Consider the following 13,447-nt stretch of genomic DNA (forward strand, 5'->3'; position numbering starts at 1 on the left):
GCATTATTTCAATAAATAGGTCTAAATTGAAACAATTACACAAAATCCTGCTTATGTTTCAAGATAAATGACTTTAATGAAATATAATTTACCTTACCACTTCGTTTTGATTCTTCAGTTCAACATAGGATAAATTACTCATACATTCTTCTAGTATTTCCTCCTTTTTATCATTACCTAGTTCACTGCTAAACCCCTGACACTTTTTCTCAAGAGCTAAGCGTGTAGCTATGATATACATTACTGTTTCAGGTGAGACCTTTGGTAATTCATTTCGGACTTTTTCTTGTTCTTCTTCAGAAAAATTACTGAGGTTTTCCCTGGCCATTTCAGGAAATTTTTGAGTAATCGTTTCTTTTATCATTCCACCAACTTCCTGTTTATTTAGTGTAATAACTACCGATGGATGCAAGCCAGATAAAGACTCAACCATTTTATTATATGTTCCACCAGCACAACTTTGACCGTGATTACCATAAGTTGTTGCTGCATCTATAAGACCTTTAATAAACATATCCTTTCTGTTTTTTATGTCCTCATCACTTAAAGGAATTTTTTGGTCTATCGTTCCTGTGTTTCTATCGTTGCAAGCTTTCCAACACAAAACAGCTGTTTGTTTTAGTGTTAATTTGCTATAACTATCTTCAAAACTATCTTCTGTTGTTTTATTAATAAACTCCAAGCATTTAAGTGCATGAGATTTTTCGTCTTCTGTAAATTCATTTGACTGTTTAATGTACTCTTCAACATCAGTTGTATTTCCTCTACTTAGCTGTGTATAAAACTCCTCCTTACTTAGGTTCTCCTTATATTTTTCTATGAGTCTATCAACACTTAAATTTATACTAGAAACTGCACTTGGATCGTGAGTAGTTTGTGCAACAAAAGGAAGAACATTAACTAAATCGTGCATGAGAAACTGCCTTTCTTCTTCTGGAACTTCTTGTATAAAATTAAAAATCTGCTGTATTTCTCCAATGAGTGCTTGGTTTAGCAAACTTAAGAACAACATAGGCAGCACTAAAAGTATACAGGAAATAATAATGCATATGGTTAAAACAACCTTTAATATTCCCCTAATGATATTTTTTGGCCAGGCCAATAATCTTGTTTCATTTTCTTTTGGTTTTAAAAAATAATCTACTAACCATGAATACAAAAAGAACTGTATAAGAAGAAAAAGTGGAGGAATTGTGCTTATCAGTAAAAGTATGTTAATGAATTTTTTGATTCTACCAGTATTGTTATAAGCGTTTCGTACTCTCTCTATTATAGTGTTTGCTCTATTTTGCTGTTGATTATTATCTGCACCTGCTAACATATTATATTTCCTCTAAAGCACTCGATCTAATATATTAGAATATTAAAATTATATCAATAAAAAATTTGTGAACTACTATAGCTCTCTGTGATTTACTGATCGCTTTATAAAAAGCTTTATACTCTTTGCTTAATTGGAGATGCTACCTCTGCACTTTCTGCTCTGTCTAGGGTACTACTTGGTTTTTCTGCAGTAATTTTTTGAGTGCTAACATCTACCTTATTCTCGATACCTGCTCCATATGATCTTAATACTTCAATAGCTTTCTCGTTTCCACTATTCAGCGCAATATCTAAAGCATCCATTCCATCATTATTTTTGTGGTTGATAAAATTTTCTAGCTCAAAGCTTTTTATATACTGTTCAATAACGAGTTTCACTACTTCTCCAGAGCAATTATTGGCAGCAGGAAAAAGTACTGTATTGTTATTATTGTCTTTTTTTGTTACATCTGCTTTGAGCTTGTCTATCAAATACTTGATAATTTCTATTCTGCTATCATCTTCTGCTTCAGTGCACTGCCTAGCAGCTAAAAACAGAGCTGTTCGCCCATTATTGTCCACATCTTCGATATTTTGCCCCTTATCAATTAAGGCTTGTATTATATTTTTATTACCATACAAAGCAGCAAAGTGAAGAGGAGTATACCCTTCGGTGCTTTCTCTTTCATTAATCAGCGCACCATGGCTAGCTAGTAATTCTATAAATTCTGGCGTATCTGCAAACACTGCAAAGTGCATTGGTGTTAGATCATCTTTACCGTGATTTTGAGTTTTTGCATTAACGTTTGCTCCATTTTTTATTAGCAATTTTGCTATTTCTAATTGTTTGCGTCCGATGGCAATATGCAGTGGCGTACGATTGCGTTCATAATGATCATTGACGTTTGTGCCACACTTTATTAGTAGTTCTGCAGCTTCAATATTACCTTCCTGAATTGCAACATATAAGGAAGCATATCCATCTTTTGTTTCCTCTGTCATACGAAATTGCGAACATGTTAGTTCATATATTATTAAGGATTATTATTAAGTTTTTATTAATACAATATTAATAATAATTAAGATTTTAACCGCAGTTAGAGAAATTTATGTTTATCGACAATTTTGTAAACAGCAAACCCGTCATTCTGCTGCTTGTTAGCGCCGCGGCGGTATGACCCTAGCTGATCTTATACTAAATGAATGTTTTTGATGAGGTTGCATAGAAGCTGGATTCAAGTGCCAAGCACTGGAATGACATCATTCTCCTGTCATCCAAGTAGCTGACACTGGTTTCCATCCAAAAAGGTGTCATCCGAGTAGCTGACTACTTGGATCCAGATTGGATACTGAGTTGGTTAGAGCTTATCCGCAAACGAAAAAAAGTATAGTATATGAGTTTTAAAAATGGGGTTAGAAATGAGAAAAAAGTATCCTACAGATCTTAGTGAAAGAGAGTGGTCGCTAATAGAGAAACACTTTAGAGTATCATACAAGAAAGGAGGAAGGCCGCTAAAACATAGCAAAAGATAAGTATTATCAGCAATTTTTTATGTACTACGTACAGGATGTCAATGGCGCTATTTACCGCACGCCATGGAATACAGTATATGAACAATTTAGGAGGTGGAAAAAGCAAGGAATTTTCGAAAAAATGAACTACGATATCACTAAATATAGTAGGTCAAAAATGGGAAGAAACGAGGAGCCAAGTGCTTGCATAGTAATCTGTAAAAACGACAGAAAAAGGGGGGTCAAAGGTTATGATGGGAGTAAAAAAGTAAAAGGTAGAAAAAGGCACATAATCTCAGGGTTTTATATTAGGCTGTTATGTGGGTGCTGCTAGTGAAAATGACAGAGATGGTAGCATTGGATAATATGAGGAAAAAATATACTAACGTTAAGAAAATGTGGTCTGATATGGGGTATCAAGGAAGAAATTTAAAGGAGTACATAGAAAAAGAGTACGGAATAGACATTGAAATTGTTAAAAGGCCTCCATGTAGGTTTTGGGTACACAAAGACACACCACCTGAACTACTACCAATGAGGGAACAGGGGTTTAAAGTACAGTCAAGAAGATGGGTTGTAGAAAGGACTTTTGCTTGAGGAATAGAAGGCTATCAAAGGAATATTTACAACATCCACTGAAAATTTCATACACCTGGCTATGAGTAGGGTTATGTTAAGGAGGGAATATGCTTGAGTTTACCAGTTTCCGGACAAGCTCTCAGGATACCTATTATGTGGGCAATATCAAAGGTATAGATCAGCAGACTTTTGTTGATACTTATTCCAGAGTTGCAATGGTTAAACTTTACACGGGTAGAACAGCTATTACAGCTTGCAGATCTTCTCAACGGTAGAGTTATTCCATTTTTGGATGAGCAGAAAATTCCATTATTACGCATTCTAACTGATAGGGGTACGGAGTATTGTGGCAAGCCCGAAAATCACGCTTATCAGCTATATTTGGGAATAGAAAACGTTGATCATTCTAGAACCAAAGCCAACTCTCTACAAACTAGTGACATATGTGAAAGGTTTCACAGAACTATGCAAGATGAGTGTTACAATATTATCTTTAGAAAAAAAATCTACAATTCTTTGACAGATTGATGTTGATCACTGGTTGCGTTCTTACAATGAGACAAGGCCTCACTCAGGCAAATATTGCTATGCCTATGCAAACGTTTTTGGATAGTAAACATATTGCTTTTCAGAAAAATATTAGTAGCATTAAACAAGAGCATGATATTAGTTTTAATTCTTCTGTCAGTTAATTCTTGTCTTTTACAAAATTATTAATCATACCAGATCTTAAGGGTGTAGTTAGTAATAAATATGCAGTAAAAACAAGTTCTAGTACTATCGCGGATAGAACAAGAACAGCTACACTAATTGCTTGACCATTGTAAACGTAGCTTGTTAAGCCGATAAAAATAGCCATGATAAAAGCTCTAATGACCGAGAGTGCAGAAGAAGCCGTACCTTTAATTTCAGGGAAAACATTTATTGATGCGTTCAAAACCACTGGCTGGCACATTGCACAACCGATAGAAAAAATAATCATAGACAGTGTTACTAAGTAGGAAGAATGGGGCATGATTACACTGAATATTACAAGCAATAGAGACCCAATAGCACCTACGCTCGTACCAGAAATTACACACCATCTTGCTCCAAATTTTTGTAGGATTTTACCGGAAAATAAGCTGGTTAGAGAAAAGGAACCTACAATCAAACCTTGATGTAGTGCATAAACTTTGCTTGGTAATCCAAAAGTTTCCATGTATAGAAATGGCCCACAAGTAATGAATGACATATATGCAGAAGTAAAGAGACTTGGTATTAAAGACAATGCAACGAATTTTGAACTCGATAATAATTTTCCGTAATCTTTCACCGTTTTTTTCAAACTGAAAATATCGCGGTCCTTTTTTGTTTCTGGTAACGCTAAAAGTAGTAAAATCCAAGAGATCAAACAAATTACTGCAACAGTTGCATAATTACCACGCCACCCTACAGCTTCGTTAATAAAGCTTCCTAAAATAGGTGCAATTGCCATGACAACTGTTAGAACAGAATTCATGATTCCAATAAATTTTATTGCTTTGTCACCCTGATAACTGTCTGCAACAATTGCAAACACAACTACAGATGTGCTAACACCAATGCCCTGAACAAAGCGAGAGATAAAAAGCCAAAAAACCGAAGGTGCAAAAACGCAACCAACAGCACCGATTAATAACAAAGTGTTACCTATGATCATAATTCTCCTTCTGCCATAGCATTCAGACAATGGACCGAAAAACAACCCTCCTATGCAAAAGCCTAAAAAATTATAAGCAATAGTTAATTGAATTGTTCCTTCCGATACGTTAAAATAGCGCACTATATCCGGAAAGCTAGGCACGGAAATATCAATTTCAATGAACTTGGCAATTAGAGACAGGATTAACAGAAATGGTAGTAACATTTGAAATTTTTAATTAATGAATAAAAATATCACATTTAAAGCGTTAAAAGAAGAACATTTTCTTACTTTTTCAACAGTCCGTCTAAATTACCACAAGCAGTTTAATTTTTCATCATTATTTAAAAATATGCAAGAAGCTTTACAGAAACTTAACATAATTTTATCATAAAAATATCATTCTTAAGTCCTATATAAAAACAAATTTTGGCACTAAGTGAATCTTTTTTAATTAACTATGAGCTGGATAAATTGGAAAATAAATTTTGTTTACTTTTACAATACCTTAAGATCTAATATCACTTTATCAGTCAAAAGTATCACAATAGGCTAGTATGTTCTTTACTCTTTTTCTAAAAATATTACCTGTTTATATTACGATGTTTATTGGTTATTTAGCAGGAAAATGTCTTAAAATTGATAGAAACACTCTATCTCAAATACTCTTTTATATAGCTAATCCAATAGTGATTTTATATGGAGTCTCTCATACAGAAGTTAATTTAAAAGTAATTTCTCTGCCGATTTTGATATGGTTTATAGGTAGCACTATGTCCTTATCAGTGTATTATCTTTCTTCTTTTTTATTTAAGGATAACACAAGAAACATATTAGCATTTAGCTCGGGCAGCACAAGTATGGGTTATTTTGGCCTGCCGATTGCCATGGCTTTATTTGATGAAGATTCAGTATCTGTATATGTTGTTTGTTATATAGGGATGGCATTGTTTGAAAATAGCTTAGGATTTTACATAGCCGCAAATGGTATTTATACCGCAAAAGAATGCATATTAAAGTTGTTCAAACTTCCTTCGCTTTATGCGATGATTCTGGGCTTCTTTTTAAGTATATACGATATACAAATACCTACTTTTTTAACAGATGTTATGATGAACATTAGAAGTACATTTGTTACACTAGGAATGGTGCTACTTGGAGTGAGCATTGCAAATATTGCAAGCTTTAAAGTAGATTGGAAGCTTGCTTTGATCACTATTACAGCAAAGTACGTATTCTGGCCACTGTTTGTTCTAGGAATTGTCCTTTTAGACAAGCATGTTATAGGTATATACGATGAGAGCATATATAAAGCACTGATGTTGCTGGCTATTATTCCAGTTTCTGGGTCCAGTATAATACTTGCTAATATTTTGAATTATCAACCAGATAAAGCTACTCTATTGCTTCTAATCAGTACTGCAGTGGGACTGTTTTATGTTCCACTAATAATATCATTATTTTTTACCAAACTTGTTCTTTTTTGATCAAAAATTCAAGCGCTTGCACAACCATTATTTGGGTAACAACACAAGACATTGATAAAACTTGAATTTATAGCTAAAGCAACTTCTACAATTTGGTAACCCGTCATTCCGCTACTAGTTAGTGCCGCGGCGGTATAGCTATAGCTATCTTCAAAAATATGATTGAATAATTATTAATAATAGTGTATAATTATTAATATTTTTAAGCACTTTTGCTATGGCTCTTTCAAAATTTCTCGATCCTCGCAATGATTTGTGTTTCAAAAAAATCTTTGGAACGGAAAAAAATAAGAATATCCTGATCCACTTTTTGAACGATATTTTAGGGTTTACTGAGATAAATGCAATACAAGAAGTTGAGTTTCTTAGCACTATTATGGATCCCGAAGTTGCCTCTGATAAACAAAGTATTGTTGATGTTCTCTGCAAGGATTCTCACGGAAATAGATATATAGCAGAAATGCAGCTCGCTAGAGACAAGGGCTTTGAGAAACGTGCCCAACTGTATGCTGCTAAGGCTTATTCAAGACAATTAGATAAATCTGGCAACTACATTGATTTAAAGAAAGTCTTCTTTATTGCTATATCAAATTGTAGCTTACTTCCTGAAGAAGTTGGTTATATCTCTACTCATAATATACGTGATATAAAAACTAATGGACATTACTTAAAAGATTTTCAATTTATCTTTATAGAATTGCCCAAATTTTCAAAAAGTAAAGTAGAGCAGTTAGAAAGTATAGTAGAAAGGTGGTGTTTCTTTTTTAAATACGCAGAAGAAACAACAGAAGAGGACTTAAAAGAGATAGCAGAAAAAGCACCAATAATAAAGCTAGCATATGATGAGTTAGACAAGTTTCGTTGGAACGAAAAAGATTTAGTAGCTTACGAAGAAAGGATAATGGATCTACGGAAAGAAGAAGCCATTCTTGAATACAGACTTGATCTTGCTACTGAAAAAGGCAACAAAATTGGTAAAGAGGAAGGAAAAACTGAAGGAAAAATTGAAGGAAAAATTGAAGTTGCAAAAACAATGTTGGCTAATAATGTTGATGTCAACACTATTGTCAAGTTTACTGGCCTTTCTATTAGTGAGATTGAAGAATTAAGTGGAAATCTGTGAACGGTTACCTTAGATTTACCTACAATTTGGTAACCCGTCATTCCGCTGCTTGTTAGTGAAATCTACAACGAGATACCGCGGCGGTATGACGTAGGGAGATCTGATCTGTTCTATACTGCTATTCCACGTCAAGAACAACCATAAGTTCATTAGGGTTCACATAACCTAAAGCATTTTTTGCTTGCTCATCAAGCAGATCTAAATCCAAGCTTTTTTCATATAAGCCGAATACTTTGTTACCCAACTTTTCCTTTTCAAAAGAGATATCCTTCAGCAAAAGTTCATTGTACTCAATTTCTTTTTTTAAATCGATTAACGTCAACAAGCCACGTTTGCCTGTAATTGTGCTAATGCTGAAATATAATGTAAGAGAAGAAATGAGTAAGGCTGCGCTTAAACACAGCAACTTTTGCTTCTTTTTAGATATAAGCACCGTACTTTCACATACAAGAAATATATAACATGAAAAGGTGAACAAAAAGCTAAGAACCTTGACGCGCTTTACACCTTGGCTTTACCTTATTTATAATGTAAATCTTACCACCCCTTTTCACAACTTTACAATTTTTATCTCTGTTACGATGAGATTTTAGCGAACTCTTGACTTTCATATCTATAGTAAGAACTAAATTACCTTATATTATGATCACTTACAGAGAGTTAGTCAATTGATAAATTTTTCACATTTTATTAAAATATTGTATAATTGTTGCTGATACTTCTTCGATTGACTTTTGCGTGACATCAATAATTGGCCAGTTATTCTGCTTAAATAGTTCCTCTGCTTCTTTAATTTCCTTTTCTACTTTCTCAGGGTTAGCATATATATTATTATCTTCGTTGTTAATTGAAGTAAGTCTATTTTTGCGTATTTCTATTAGCCTACTTACGTCTATTGTTACCCCTATCGTTAGTTTATTTTTTAATTTTGCCAAGTCGACATAAAAGGGTACTCCACTAACAAAAGGAATATTTGCAACCTTATAGCCTCGGTAAGCTAAATACGTACTGGTGGGAGATTTTGATGTGCGTGAAACTCCAACCAAAATTATATCTGCTTTATCAATATCTTGAATATTTTGTCCATCATCATGATTAATAGTGTAGTTTATTGCCTCAATGCGCTGAAAATATTCGTTATTTATCTCAGTATGCAAGTCAAGCTTTTCGTCTTTTTCAATTTCAAGATAAGACGAAATTTCTCTAATAATATGTGATAATATTGCTCTATAGGGAATTTTCAACTTTATACAGTTATCTTTTAGATATTTTCTTAGCTCATCATCAGTAATAGTGCATATAACAAAATTATGCTCATCACTTTTCCTATTAATTTCCTCCAGAATTTTGTCAATCTGCTCTTCTCCTTTTACAAAAGACCAAACATATTCGATCGTTTCTATAGAACGAAAGTGTTTCAGGGCTGATTTTGCAACTGATATAACAGTTTCACCACTTGAATCTGATACTAAATGTAGATTAAGCTTTTTAAGGGTCATATACTAAAAATAATAGCTAGCAATCTGCTACTGAAATTATGCTAATTTGTTGACCTACGTAAATATAGAAAAACTATCCTGTTGATAAAACTCAAACTAATTGGTAAATTCTTAACACAATTATTCTCAAAACGAATGTTTTTATTAAAGCCTACAAATTTCTCTTATTTTTCTAAGAAAGCTCTACCTTGGCTTGGGGTTATTTGTTTCGCATGTTTTTTGATTGGAATGTTTTTGGCGTTATTCTTCTCCCCAGAAGATTATAAACAAGGAGAAATTGTACGAATTATGTATCTTCATGTGCCTTCTGCATGGCTTGCTCTTGGAATATATGGATTAATTGCTTCACTCAGTTTCATTTCATTAGTGTGGAACAATAGCATTGCTAGTGTCTTGGCACATGCTGCTGCTCCTGCAGGGACAATCTTTTCTGCAATATGCTTAATCACAGGCAGCATCTGGGGAAAAGGAACCTGGGGCACCTGGTGGGTATGGGATGCAAGGCTTACTTCAATGTTGATCTTATTTTTCCTATATGTTGGCTACCTTTCATTGTGGAGCGCTTTTGACAATGAAGCGAGGGCAGAAAAATCAGCAGCAGTATTTGCCATTTTTAGTGCTATAAATATTCCTATAGTAAAATTTTCCGTGAATTTATGGTCTACTCTCCACCAGCCTGCAAGCATTTTGAGAAGAGGTGGAGTAGCAATAGAAGGTTCTTTGCTGTTGCCACTCATTGTAATGTTTATGTTTTGTGCCACATTTTTTTTAGTAGTGTGGATACTGTATTCACTGCATTTGATTAATTCGTACAAAATAAAGAGAGAAATCAGTATGCGGTATTAGGTAGCTTTGTAAGTATACAGGTAAATATGCTAGAGAAAATTAGGCAAAATATCTTTGGTCACTTTAAATACTTGCCTGCTGAAACTGAAGAACGTGCTATGTTATGTGATCTAACTAATTTTAAAAGCAGCAATGACCAACTAACTAGAATAGATCAGGTATTGAATCGAGATCAACTTGAACATTTTACCAACGTTCTTGAAACATATGATGCAACGGCACGTAGTTTTTACGATGAGGTGCACTGTAAAATAGCAACCGTTGTAACCATGAACTCTAAAATATTTAAAGAGCCTACTAGTATCTTTAATGTAAGTGTTCATGTGATTCCACAGATAATCTCTGTTTTTTTATTTTATCTGTCCATTTATCATTTTCTATATCTTGTTTGTTGGTTGCTCTTTTTTCTTGCTCAACAATTGCCTTATCTACCTTCTGATAAATTGCATTAATTGCATTTTTTTCTTTGTATACTTCGCTTTTCCCTTCAATAATTAACTTAATAAAAGTATTTACAACAGACTGCACTTGATTATGATTAATATGGCCTCTTATCAAAGAAGGTAAAGAGCCTAATTCCATTATATGTTGACCTATGTTATTATCTATACCTTCTGTATGCATTAACATTTCATCATCAAACTCTTTCAATACTTCTGATGTTATTTTACCTTGAAAGGAAAGCCCTAAATTATCTGCTACTTCACTTATTAATAACTCTCTGTTTTCTTTATTATCTTCCAATTTAGCATAATCACTCAATAGATCCATAACTGTAGATACTCTGACTTCAACAAGATCATTAACATCTTCTAGAGCAAGTCCTAACCCCAAGAACCTCTCTCTGAGATTTTCGCTTAAAAGATTGATAAACTCTTCATTTGCATCTGATCCTGTGGTTGATATTGTACCATCTAAATAGTTACTTTGAGCACCGAAGCCATGCTCTATTTGTATTTTTGTCTCAGGTTTAAATCCTAATTTTGCACAGAATTTCTGAAAATATTCTTTAATAATGTCAAACAAGCTCTTGCCATTATCTTTATAATTTTTTAACTCTTTAGGAATAGTAAGTGACAATTTACCATCTCTGTATGTTACAAAGTCTTCACCATTGTGAGATTCAATTGTAAATTCCAATGAACTGGGCAGATTACATATCTTATCGCCATGCATAACTTGATTTTCAACAGAGAGTATTGGTAGCCTCATATCAGATCTAATTCTCACATTATTTTGGTTAGCACAATCAATGTTTATTACTTTTTTAGGATTTTCTACTATGAACGACTGTCCAAGTGCAAGTTGGGTTTGTATAAATGGAGCAGCCTCATACCCTGCTTGATTACAATTGGTGACTAGCTCTTCTAAAATAGCATCACTTGGAACTTCTGCTCCAGCGTATCTAAACATTTTTTTGAAAACTTCTTTTGCAAAGGAACGGTAATCCTTGTTTTCATCTCTCTCTGTAGGTAATAGATGGATATACCCGTGGCCAGCATTGTAAAATTCTTCAAATTCTTTCTTATATGAATCGGTTTTTTGATGATTGGCAGTTTTGGGATCTTTGCAGTATAGCTCATCCAATGTATCACTTACAAGCTCTTTCTCAATATCTTCAAGTACTGAAGCAACAAATGCTTTGCCATGATCCGTATCTATTTCTCTTGTTCCTTTTTTGTTAAATATTTCGTCATTATATATATCATCACTATTAAAAAGTTCGCTTTTGCGGTGCTTAGCTCCTTCCTTAAATGCAATAATAAGATTTTTATCTATTTCTTTTCCGTTAATAATAAAATTCATCCTTTGAAAATCTAAGAACATTGTTTCACCAGAATTCGCTAATTTATTATCTTGATCTGCTCTTAATTTACTAAAATTGAACTCTTTAGCTGTGGCCTTTAATCTAACTACTGGACTCTTATTATTTTTCCCCTTTGCCTCTTTCATAAATAACACCTTACTGTAAATATGCTGTAAGTTGTATCATATAATGATGAATAATTTGGTAATATATTAAGAAAATCGACAGTATATTTCTTTATTTAAGAGGTGCAGGAAAGGCGTAGATTTCTCTTTTCATTTGTAGCGTACTATATTAACATTTATGTATTAATCTAGAAAATAATGATGAATAATATTGTAATTGTTGGTCTGCAATGGGGTGACGAAGGCAAGGGTAAAATAGTAGATTATCTTTCTGAGAATGCAGATGTAGTTGTGAGATTTCAGGGAGGAAATAATGCAGGGCACACTATAGTAGTAGATGATGAGGTTTATAAATTAAATTTACTGCCCTCTGCTGTTTTGAGAACGGGCAAAATATCTATCATAGGAAACGGTGTTGCTCTTGATTCACATGCTCTAATCTCAGAAATAGAGTTATTGAAAGTTAAAGGGATGGATATCAATCCCAATAATTTGATAGTATCTGAAAGCTGTCCATTAATACTTAGCGTACATAAGGACAAGGAAAAGCTATTTGAAGATTTAAACGGAAATCGCAAAATTGGTACAACAAACAAAGGAATAGGGCCATGTTATGAAGATAAAGTTGGAAGGAGAGCTATACGCCTTTGTGATTTAGAAAACGCAGATGAGCTCAATAAAAGAGTGGATACTCTTCTGAATTACCACAATGCTATCAGAAAAGGCCTTAACTACCAGGTGGTTAAAAAAGAAGAAATATTAAAAGAAATTCAAGGGATTTCAAAAAAAATTCTTTCATATAAAAAACCTGTGTGGAGGATATTAAATGACTTTGTGAAAGAAGGTAAGAAAATAATATTTGAAGGCGCCCAAGGCACATTTTTAGATATCGACCACGGAACTTACCCTTTTGTTACTTCAAGTAATACTGTAGCGTCGCAAGCAATAACAGGCTCAGGATTAGCCTCCAATGCTTACATTATTGGTGTGGTAAAAGCTTATATAACAAGAGTGGGCAATGGTCCATTCCCTACTGAGCAAAAGAACGAGATTGGAGATAGCTTATTTACTATAGGCAAGGAGCTTGGAACAGTGAGCAATAGAAGAAGGCGCTGCGGATGGTTTGACGCAGTTTTAGTGCGCCAGGCTGTGCAACTTTCTGGAGTTTCAAGCATTGTATTAACCAAATTAGATGTGCTTGATTCTTTTGATACAATTAAAATATGCACTGGTTACAAGTATAGCGGGAAAATGTATGATTATTTACCCGCATCGCATTCAATACAGGAGGAATTAGAGCCAATATATGAAGAGTTTCCTGGCTGGAAAGAAAATACTCAAGGTAAAAGGTCGATTGAAGCATTGCCTATCAATTTAATAAAATATATAGACAAGTTAGAAAAATTAATAGGTGTACCAATTCATCTAATTTCAACTAGTCCAAAAAGAGAGGATGTTATTGAGCTTAAAGATTTCTGAAAACGTCTTGTTAACTTTTATCCAA

Annotated in this window: 11 protein-coding genes and 2 pseudogenes; 6 read left to right on the top strand and 7 right to left on the bottom strand. The window is 33.7% G+C overall.

The genetic code is table 11. From position 1 onward, the window contains the following. Nucleotides 1-88: 88 nt before the first annotated feature. Entirely contained in the window at nucleotides 89-1,321 is a 1,233-nt protein-coding gene (locus tag ABWU69_RS03425) for a hypothetical protein (protein WP_353285393.1), read from the bottom strand. A 116-nt stretch (nucleotides 1,322-1,437) separates the two neighbouring features. Further along, on the bottom strand, nucleotides 1,438-2,304 hold the full coding sequence (locus tag ABWU69_RS03430) for an ankyrin repeat domain-containing protein (RefSeq protein ID WP_265035560.1): 867 nt from the start codon (nucleotides 2,302-2,304) through the stop codon (nucleotides 1,438-1,440). A gap of 417 nt (nucleotides 2,305-2,721) precedes the next feature. Between ABWU69_RS03430 and ABWU69_RS03435 the strand changes: the two are divergent. Both ABWU69_RS03435 and ABWU69_RS03440 read left to right on the top strand, forming a co-directional pair. Beyond that, nucleotides 2,722-3,508: pseudogene (locus ABWU69_RS03435) on the top strand (IS5 family transposase). A gap of 22 nt (nucleotides 3,509-3,530) precedes the next feature. After that, nucleotides 3,531-4,085: pseudogene (locus ABWU69_RS03440) on the top strand (integrase core domain-containing protein); the annotation flags it as partial. On the opposite strand, the gene ABWU69_RS03445 reads toward ABWU69_RS03440, so the two are convergent. Next, on the bottom strand, nucleotides 4,082-5,281 hold the full coding sequence (locus ABWU69_RS03445) for a multidrug effflux MFS transporter (protein ID WP_265035561.1): 1,200 nt from the start codon (nucleotides 5,279-5,281) through the stop codon (nucleotides 4,082-4,084). The pseudogene ABWU69_RS03440 and the gene ABWU69_RS03445 overlap by 4 nt on opposite strands. A gap of 332 nt (nucleotides 5,282-5,613) precedes the next feature. Here ABWU69_RS03445 and ABWU69_RS03450 point away from each other — a divergent pair, with 332 nt between their 5' ends. Then, nucleotides 5,614-6,543, top strand: coding sequence for an AEC family transporter (locus ABWU69_RS03450; protein WP_353285394.1), 930 nt, complete (start codon nucleotides 5,614-5,616; stop codon nucleotides 6,541-6,543). Between the two features lie 217 nt (nucleotides 6,544-6,760). After that, nucleotides 6,761-7,666, top strand: coding sequence for an Rpn family recombination-promoting nuclease/putative transposase (locus ABWU69_RS03455; protein ID WP_265035564.1), 906 nt, complete (start codon nucleotides 6,761-6,763; stop codon nucleotides 7,664-7,666). Nucleotides 7,667-7,784: 118 nt separating this feature from the next. Here ABWU69_RS03455 and ABWU69_RS03460 read toward each other — a convergent pair whose 3' ends face one another. From ABWU69_RS03460 to ABWU69_RS03470, 3 genes are all read right to left on the bottom strand, one after another. After that, on the bottom strand, nucleotides 7,785-7,991 hold the full coding sequence (locus tag ABWU69_RS03460) for a hypothetical protein (RefSeq protein WP_353285395.1): 207 nt from the start codon (nucleotides 7,989-7,991) through the stop codon (nucleotides 7,785-7,787). Nucleotides 7,992-8,148: 157 nt separating this feature from the next. Continuing rightward, entirely contained in the window at nucleotides 8,149-8,277 is a 129-nt protein-coding gene (gene ykgO / locus ABWU69_RS03465) for a type B 50S ribosomal protein L36 (protein WP_250296744.1), read from the bottom strand. Nucleotides 8,278-8,346: 69 nt separating this feature from the next. Beyond that, entirely contained in the window at nucleotides 8,347-9,165 is an 819-nt protein-coding gene (locus ABWU69_RS03470; protein WP_265025584.1) for a pyruvate, water dikinase regulatory protein, read from the bottom strand. Between the two features lie 135 nt (nucleotides 9,166-9,300). Between ABWU69_RS03470 and ccmC the strand changes: the two genes are divergently transcribed. Continuing rightward, nucleotides 9,301-10,011: a heme ABC transporter permease CcmC gene (gene ccmC, locus ABWU69_RS03475; protein WP_265025583.1), complete on the top strand. Its 711-nt coding sequence runs from the start codon at nucleotides 9,301-9,303 to the stop codon at nucleotides 10,009-10,011. 306 nt (nucleotides 10,012-10,317) lie between these two features. Here the strand turns inward: ccmC and ABWU69_RS03480 are convergent, their stop codons facing one another. Further along, on the bottom strand, nucleotides 10,318-11,964 hold the full coding sequence (locus tag ABWU69_RS03480; RefSeq protein ID WP_353285396.1) for a hypothetical protein: 1,647 nt from the start codon (nucleotides 11,962-11,964) through the stop codon (nucleotides 10,318-10,320). 180 nt (nucleotides 11,965-12,144) lie between these two features. Between ABWU69_RS03480 and ABWU69_RS03485 the strand changes: the two genes are divergently transcribed. Then, nucleotides 12,145-13,422: an adenylosuccinate synthase gene (locus tag ABWU69_RS03485; RefSeq protein WP_353285422.1), complete on the top strand. Its 1,278-nt coding sequence runs from the start codon at nucleotides 12,145-12,147 to the stop codon at nucleotides 13,420-13,422. Nucleotides 13,423-13,447 lie beyond the last annotated feature (25 nt).

This window comes from Wolbachia endosymbiont (group A) of Beris morrisii (genome assembly GCF_964028185.1).
In the GTDB taxonomy this organism is placed as follows: domain Bacteria; phylum Pseudomonadota; class Alphaproteobacteria; order Rickettsiales; family Anaplasmataceae; genus Wolbachia.

Coding starts and splice junctions, on each gene's coding strand:
- ABWU69_RS03455 (WP_265035564.1), top strand. CDS start 6,761: ATGGCTCTTTCAAAATTTCTCGATCCTCGCAATGATTTGTGTTTCAAA.
- ABWU69_RS03485 (WP_353285422.1), top strand. CDS start 12,145: ATGAATAATATTGTAATTGTTGGTCTGCAATGGGGTGACGAAGGCAAG.
- ykgO (WP_250296744.1), bottom strand. CDS start 8,277: ATGAAAGTCAAGAGTTCGCTAAAATCTCATCGTAACAGAGATAAAAAT.
- ABWU69_RS03425 (WP_353285393.1), bottom strand. CDS start 1,321: ATGTTAGCAGGTGCAGATAATAATCAACAGCAAAATAGAGCAAACACT.
- ABWU69_RS03430 (WP_265035560.1), bottom strand. CDS start 2,304: ATGACAGAGGAAACAAAAGATGGATATGCTTCCTTATATGTTGCAATT.
- ABWU69_RS03445 (WP_265035561.1), bottom strand. CDS start 5,281: ATGTTACTACCATTTCTGTTAATCCTGTCTCTAATTGCCAAGTTCATT.
- ccmC (WP_265025583.1), top strand. CDS start 9,301: ATGTTTTTATTAAAGCCTACAAATTTCTCTTATTTTTCTAAGAAAGCT.
- ABWU69_RS03480 (WP_353285396.1), bottom strand. CDS start 11,964: ATGAAAGAGGCAAAGGGGAAAAATAATAAGAGTCCAGTAGTTAGATTA.
- ABWU69_RS03470 (WP_265025584.1), bottom strand. CDS start 9,165: ATGACCCTTAAAAAGCTTAATCTACATTTAGTATCAGATTCAAGTGGT.
- ABWU69_RS03450 (WP_353285394.1), top strand. CDS start 5,614: ATGTTCTTTACTCTTTTTCTAAAAATATTACCTGTTTATATTACGATG.